Source organism: Waterburya agarophytonicola KI4 (assembly GCF_020640915.1).
GTDB classification, from domain to species: Bacteria; Cyanobacteriota; Cyanobacteriia; order Cyanobacteriales; family Xenococcaceae; genus Waterburya; species Waterburya agarophytonicola.
In genome coordinates this window covers 38,854-45,326 of record NZ_JADWDC010000038.1, presented here as the reverse complement: position 1 = coordinate 45,326, position 6,473 = coordinate 38,854, and the positions used below count along the sequence as shown (strand labels likewise).

Annotated in this window: 5 protein-coding genes; 1 reads left to right on the top strand and 4 read right to left on the bottom strand. The window is 40.1% G+C overall.

Annotation, left to right across the window (positions count from 1 at the left end; all coding sequences use genetic code 11):
* Positions 1-199: 199 nt before the first annotated feature.
* The 4 genes from I4641_RS14850 to I4641_RS14835 all read right to left on the bottom strand — a co-directional run bounded on the left by I4641_RS14850 (position 200) and on the right by I4641_RS14835 (position 5,358).
* A complete protein-coding gene (locus I4641_RS14850) occupies positions 200-1,393 on the bottom strand; it encodes a GDSL-type esterase/lipase family protein (protein WP_229641324.1) in 1,194 nt (397 codons plus the stop codon).
* A gap of 85 nt (positions 1,394-1,478) precedes the next feature.
* Positions 1,479-3,194, bottom strand: a complete 1,716-nt coding sequence (locus tag I4641_RS14845; protein WP_229641323.1) for a helicase HerA domain-containing protein — start codon at positions 3,192-3,194, stop codon at positions 1,479-1,481.
* A gap of 152 nt (positions 3,195-3,346) precedes the next feature.
* The gene (locus I4641_RS14840; RefSeq protein WP_229641322.1) at positions 3,347-4,609 is read right to left on the bottom strand and encodes an AAA family ATPase; all 1,263 of its coding nucleotides are present in this window, start codon (positions 4,607-4,609) and stop codon (positions 3,347-3,349) included.
* Positions 4,610-4,713: 104 nt separating this feature from the next.
* Entirely contained in the window at positions 4,714-5,358 is a 645-nt protein-coding gene (locus I4641_RS14835; RefSeq protein WP_229641321.1) for an RNA ligase family protein, read from the bottom strand.
* 68 nt (positions 5,359-5,426) lie between these two features.
* Here I4641_RS14835 and I4641_RS14830 point away from each other — a divergent pair, with 68 nt between their 5' ends.
* A complete protein-coding gene (locus tag I4641_RS14830; protein WP_229641320.1) occupies positions 5,427-6,404 on the top strand; it encodes an aldo/keto reductase in 978 nt (325 codons plus the stop codon).
* Positions 6,405-6,473: the final 69 nt, after the last annotated feature.

Here is a 6,473-nt window from a genome sequence, read left to right as displayed (position 1 = left end):
ATCAACGAATTTTTCTATTATAGTTTAGTCCTCGGAAAGTGACAAAAGAGGGTTATAGCGTTTCTCATTTTAATGCGGTACAGTCAAATGCCTCGGTATTTGTGATGAGTAATCAGTCATTAGTTAGTCACTTATTATTCTGGTTATTCTGGTTGTACCTTATGACTTTGAGAAACGCTTTTTTTAATCAAAAACAGTTTTAATTAGCAAGACTCCAATTAAAACTGTTTTTAATCAAAGTATCATCAATAAATTGTCTCAAAGTATCCGCCATCATTTGTTGTTCGCTAATACGGGGATGACCAGGGGTAACTTGTTGATGAATTAAGGAGAAAACTCGATCGTCATTGTATTCTTGACGATATTCTGCGATCGCTTCGGTTAAGTATACATCCCATTCGCGATCGTGATACATATTGGGAAACATTCCCACAAAGTAAGCATTAGGACGTTTGGCTCGCAGATTGGCAATAAACTGTTTATAGCGATCTTTCCAAGCTTCTGCGGTTAAATCCTCCCCAATTTTAATGCTTGCAGAATCATTTTGACCCAAAGCAATTATTACCAAGTCGGGATTATAGTTATTAAAATCCCACAAAGGAGCATCATCAAGAGGCGCTGACTTATCGTAAAAAGCTTCCATCCCCGTACCTCGATGCCAATAGCCAAAACCATCAATTAGAGATGCTCCTGATTGAGCTACTAAAGAAACTTCCGCATCATAACTTCTGGCAAGAATTGAGGCATAACTGTAGTAGGCGTTATAAAGATGCTCTTTGTCTCCCTCAGGATCTTGAACTCCTGCTCGATCGTATTCCACTACCGCACCAGCGGAAATAGAATCTCCGTAAACTTCGATCTTTTTTTCTGAGTCTGGATTTGCGGGTAACAATTCCCCGTCAATAATGATGCTGTTGAACTCAAATCCCCCTGCAACATAGTCTGTACGTTTAACTATGACTGCATTATGCTCCTTATTTTCCAAGCTAGAAGCGATATTGTAAATAACTGATTTACCCCACTTTCGTTGCAGCTTAATAGTGACAGGTTGAGGATTATCGTCTAGATAAACATCAATATAGTTTTCACCACCCCAATTGTCTTCTGATAGTTCGATTTTTAAACTAGTACCAGTAAATCTGAATTCTACTACTTTCCCAGGATAACTAAAGACTGGTGCTTGGGAGTCTTCCCAGTTGACTCGACCTGAATAATTAAAATTGTCGTTGTCTGGAGTTATTTTTACTCCAGTAGATTCGGGAATTTCGGCGGCTATCAAAGATGATGTCTCCGATTTTGTACTATTGGCTTTTGCCACTAAGGTCATTTCTACTGAGTTTAAAATGCGATCGCAAATTTTGGCTGTATCAACTATTCCTAATAATTCAAACATATTATTATCGTTTACATTTCCGATACTTATTTTTATAGATTAAGAAGGAAAAGACAAAAAGACAAAGCGATCGCAATTTCTAAAATCAAAAACCTAAATCGGCTTTGGCAATTTCTGCTGCTGCATACACCTCTTCATTCGGCATTTCCTCCCAATCAGTGCAGCCAATCTCGCGATAGAATTGAGCGTCGTATGGGCGAGTGCGAACTACCACAGGCATCGGTACAGCATGACCTAAAAGTAATGCTTGTTGTTTGGTGTCTAGCTTTGCCAGTACAGATTTTAAGTTAGCCCCTCCAGACACCCCTGTAAAAATAGCATCGATATCTTTTTCATCATTCAACAGACAGGTGACGCGAGTACCAATTTGGGACATGACTTCGTTATCAATTCCCGATGGGCGTTGATCTACGACCAGAAGACTAACAAAATACTTTCTCATCTCGCGGGCGATAGTCCCAAAAATAGTTTGATGAACAATACTAGAATCTAAAAAACGGTGGGCTTCTTCAATCGTAATTACAAGCTGCCGAGGCTTATCTAAGGGATTCTTGGTTTGTAAAAAATGATCTGCTTGTCTGACATAGCTAGAATGAATACGGCGAGTAATCATATTGGTTGCCAGCATATAAGACAGCATATTAGATTGGGAACCAAATTCAATAATTACACTTTTACCCGCAGCTAAATCTTGAATCAACTGATCGATATAGTTATGAGGACAGGCTGTACGAATATATTTAAGAGTATCAAAACGCTGTAACTTTCGCTGTAGAGAAGAAATAGATCCCGCGTGTCCTTTTTGTTCGCAAAACAGCTTAATATCTTCATTGGTCATGTTGATCAAACGCATAATCCAATTCCTGCCATATTCGTTATAAAGAATATTGGCGTTATCCATTGCAGCCTCGGAAAGACCTAATTCAGCAGCAACTAATTTCAGATCGGCAAGTTCAATTTGATCGTAGCTGAGATAAAGTTCTTGGGCATCCCTAACCCCCCTACGTTTGGTCGATTCAGGGTCGAGAGTATACATCACTACTTTCCCTGGGAAAAGCTGACGCAAGCCTTTAACAGTGCTTACCTGTTTACCTTCCTTCATCGCTTCCCAACCGTACTCGGAGTGCATATCAAACATCAGGTTAACTGCTGCATCCTTGCGAATGATGCCAGATAAAAGCAAGCGAGTTAAAAAAGATTTACCCGTCCCAGATTTACCAAAAATACCGTTACTACGTTCCACAAAGCGGTCTAGATCGATACAGACAGGGACATCCATATCTAAAGGTTGACCGACGGAAAAGTTGCGACGAAAAGGATCGTCTTCCCAGCCAAAGACGCTGCGGAAATCATGTTCCGTTGCTTCATAAACCTGACTGAAGTGGGCGGGAATAGTTTTGACGGGTAACAATTCCATATCTGCACTGGTATTAACCTGTAGCGAACCTAAACTAGTGTCCTTTGGTGTATCGATAGGCAAACTAGAAAAATCGCTATTAGTAGCAGTGGGGGTAAACATCAACATAGGAGATAAAGCTACGGTGCCATAAGTCCCACTTCCTGCTAGGACATCCCGTAAAAAAGTGTCTTCAATTGGTGGCGGATTGGCAATAATGCGATCGCTCGAACAGCCTAATGAGACATCAGTCAACAGACAAAAGAAACGCGATCGCCTTCCTTGAATTGTGAGAAACTTCCCGACTCGCATATCTTCCACCGATACATCGGGATGTAATCTTACTTCTAAACCTTTGGTTAAAGAACCTTGAATGACTGAACCTAAAGGGAGTTGGGAGTTCATGTGTTACCTTTTGCCAGAGAGCGATCAAGATAGATAATTTAAGTTAGTTTCCAGAACGATAACAAACTTTTGGCTAATATTTGCTGGTTTTTCACTAACTTACGCTTATTTGGCTAATTTTAACAAGTTATAAGATAAACAGTTAAAACAGTTTAAATATAACTACCATAGGTTGCCAAGGTATTGCCTTGTTCATCGACAATTAAAGTGCGATCGCCCTCGTCTAATTCGGGAAACTCCATTTGTTCTATTTGTCTGACTAATACGTTGTCGGGAATACTATGATGGCGTTCTTTATTGCGCTGGAAGTAGATATCTTCGGAACAGTGGAATATTACTAGAGTAACTAATGCTCCATAGTTACGACTGAGATTGATTACTTGTTGTCGGAAGTCTCTTCTGATATTGGTCGCATCCCAGACGATCTTACTATTACTACGTAGAAGGGCTTTTAGCTGTTCTTTTGCCAGTTGAACTACTTTACTATTCTGCGACTGATCGCTGCGAGATGTGGCTATTTGTTGTCGCAAATTATCTAAAGAAACTACTGTATGTTCGGCAAAATTGTTGGCAATCCAGGTACTTTTACCCGAACCGCTAACGCCAAAGGTCACAACTACTTGGGGAAAGGCATTGCGATAGGAATAGGAGCGAGCAATTTCTGATTCGGGAGTAAAAATTTCTCCTGCTTCCCAACGAGCGATCGCTCTACTAAAAACTAAGTCTCGCGTATCTAGATCCCAGTCTTGCAATTCGCGATGGAAATATTCTCGCCAAGCTTGATATTTCGCACCACAACGTTCCCAAGCTTGATATTCTTGGGCAAACATACGATACATCTCAATGTAATTCAATTGCTGTTGTTTATCTTGGCATTCTCGTCCTCGAATATCCGCTAATTCCAACCAATAAAGTAATTCTGGATTGGCTAAACGAGCAATTCTTTTATATTTCCCTGAAGGTTTATCATTGGTGACTAGTTGCTTGGGATCGTGATGATAGCCAACTAAACCTAAGGTGGTTTCTACCACATCATAGGGCAAACCCAGACCCATTAACTTTGGTGCTAAATAGGAACGCCCTTTACTAGCGTGTCTCGGCGCGACAGTGCGGACTATTCCTTGTATTTCTTGCTGCTTAGTAGTTTGAGGTTTGGCAATATCGTGTAGTAATGCGCCCAAAATCAAACTCAGACGATCTTCTTTTGATAAATGAGTCGCTTCTGTTTCCAGAATTTTGTAAGTTTCATCCAATACCATTCCGACATGAATATGTACGTCTCCTTCTGCGTGCCATTCTGGATCTTGGGGTGTAGATTTATACTCTTTTAATTGGGGAATGCGATCGCCTAAACCTAAGACAAATTCATCAATACTTGGGGTTGCACCTTGGAAAACTTCCGTTATAAATTTCATGAAAATTACGGCGAATTAAATTATTGTTGGTGGGCAATAGTCGCTTATGAAACAACAAAAAACATACTGGTTATTTTGCCCACCCTACATTTGGTTGTTGTTCGTTAGTCGTTGAAAATTGATAATTGATTGGGTATGACTTCTTGATACATCCAATGTTCATCGCTTTGAACGTGGTGAAGACGCACCCATTTAGCTATATTTTGAGCAAAATCATCATAGTGAAATTGCTCTGCTTTTCTGACTACAAAGCCTTCACAGACATCTAAATCTAAATTAGTTGCGATCGCTCTAATTTTCTTTTCATCCCACAAGCCTTTGTACATGACTTTAGGCAATGTTAAACCTAAAATCTCTGCCCACTCTTGAGTTTCTGCCCAACTCAAGCAATAGTTATCTTGATTCCAAATTGAAAAAAGATAAAAGTAACTGTTTAAATCTTCATAGGCAATAGAATGTCTGGCATAGAGATTTTCTCCACAGATGCGCCACCCAGAAGGAATATCATGACCAATAGAAGCTTGTAATGCTTTTACCCAAGCTCTCGATGGATGCTGGCGACTATCTAAAGAGCGAGCATGGATATAGTCTTGGTATAGAGAAGTATTTTCACCGTCTAGTTTCTCCGTAACTACTACCTGAGAGTTAATAAAAAAGCGATCGCGATCGAGTTGTAGATCGTCGCCTCCTACTCCAGGGGAAAAACTTAGATGAGGTGTTCTAGGGTACTTGTAGCGTTGAGAATACATGGTTTATACAAGTGTATTAAGTATATTCTATATAAAAATAAAAATAAAAATAAAAATTAAACTTTATTATGCCAACTTCTAAAAAAATAGTTTTACCCCAAATGGGTTGTGGTACTTGGGCTTGGGGAAATCGCCTTCTGTGGGGTTATGACGAAAGTATGGACGCTCAATTGCAAGAGGTTTTTAATCTCTGCGTTAGTAATGGCGTGACTCTGTTTGATACGGGGGATTCTTATGGTACAGGGAAACTAAATGGTCAGAGTGAGAAACTGTTGGGAAAGTTTGACGGTGAATATACAGGAGCAAATAAAGATAATATCTGTCTTGCCACTAAACTTGCTGCCTATCCTTGGCGGTTATCCAGAAAGTCGATGGTGAAAGCAGCACAAGCTTCGATAGAAAGGATGGGCAGAGTAGATTTAGCGCAGATGCACTGGTCAACTGCTAATTACTTTCCTTGGCAAGAAGAACAATTGTTAGACGGTTTGGGGGATTTATACGAACGGGGTTTGGTAAAAGGTATAGGACTTTCTAACTACGGTACAAAGAGATTGAAGAAAATTCATGCCAAATTTAGCAGACGCAGTATTCCGATCGCGACTTTACAGGTGCAATATTCCCTCCTGTCTACCTATCCTGTTACGGAATTGGGTATCAAGGAAACTTGCGATGAACTGGGAATTAAATTAATTGCCTATAGTCCTTTGTGTTTGGGAATTCTTACGGGAAAATATACCGATTCTCAAACCTATCCCAAAGGGTTGCGGGGCTTGTTATTTAAAAGATTAGTACCAGAAGCCCAATCTTTGTTAAATTGTATCGAGGCGATCGCTTTATATCGCCAGAAAACTATGGCACAGGTAGGGATTAATTGGTGTATTGCTAAAGGTGCAATTCCTATTCCTGGGGCGAAGAACATTCAACAGGCACAAGAAAATATCGCAGCTAAAGATTGGCAACTGGATGCAGGAGAGATAGCAGAATTAGATCGTGCAGCAGCAGGAATAGACAAGCCGATGGTGCAAAATATATTTCAAACAAGATAAGCAAACGCCCCAAAAGATTATTTAACGAAAATGTGCGGAACTCTCCCACCTCGCGGTTAGCAGGTGGTG

Coding starts and splice junctions, on each gene's coding strand:
- I4641_RS14850 (WP_229641324.1), bottom strand. CDS start 1,393: ATGTTTGAATTATTAGGAATAGTTGATACAGCCAAAATTTGCGATCGC.
- I4641_RS14845 (WP_229641323.1), bottom strand. CDS start 3,194: ATGAACTCCCAACTCCCTTTAGGTTCAGTCATTCAAGGTTCTTTAACC.
- I4641_RS14840 (WP_229641322.1), bottom strand. CDS start 4,609: ATGAAATTTATAACGGAAGTTTTCCAAGGTGCAACCCCAAGTATTGAT.
- I4641_RS14835 (WP_229641321.1), bottom strand. CDS start 5,358: ATGTATTCTCAACGCTACAAGTACCCTAGAACACCTCATCTAAGTTTT.
- I4641_RS14830 (WP_229641320.1), top strand. CDS start 5,427: ATGCCAACTTCTAAAAAAATAGTTTTACCCCAAATGGGTTGTGGTACT.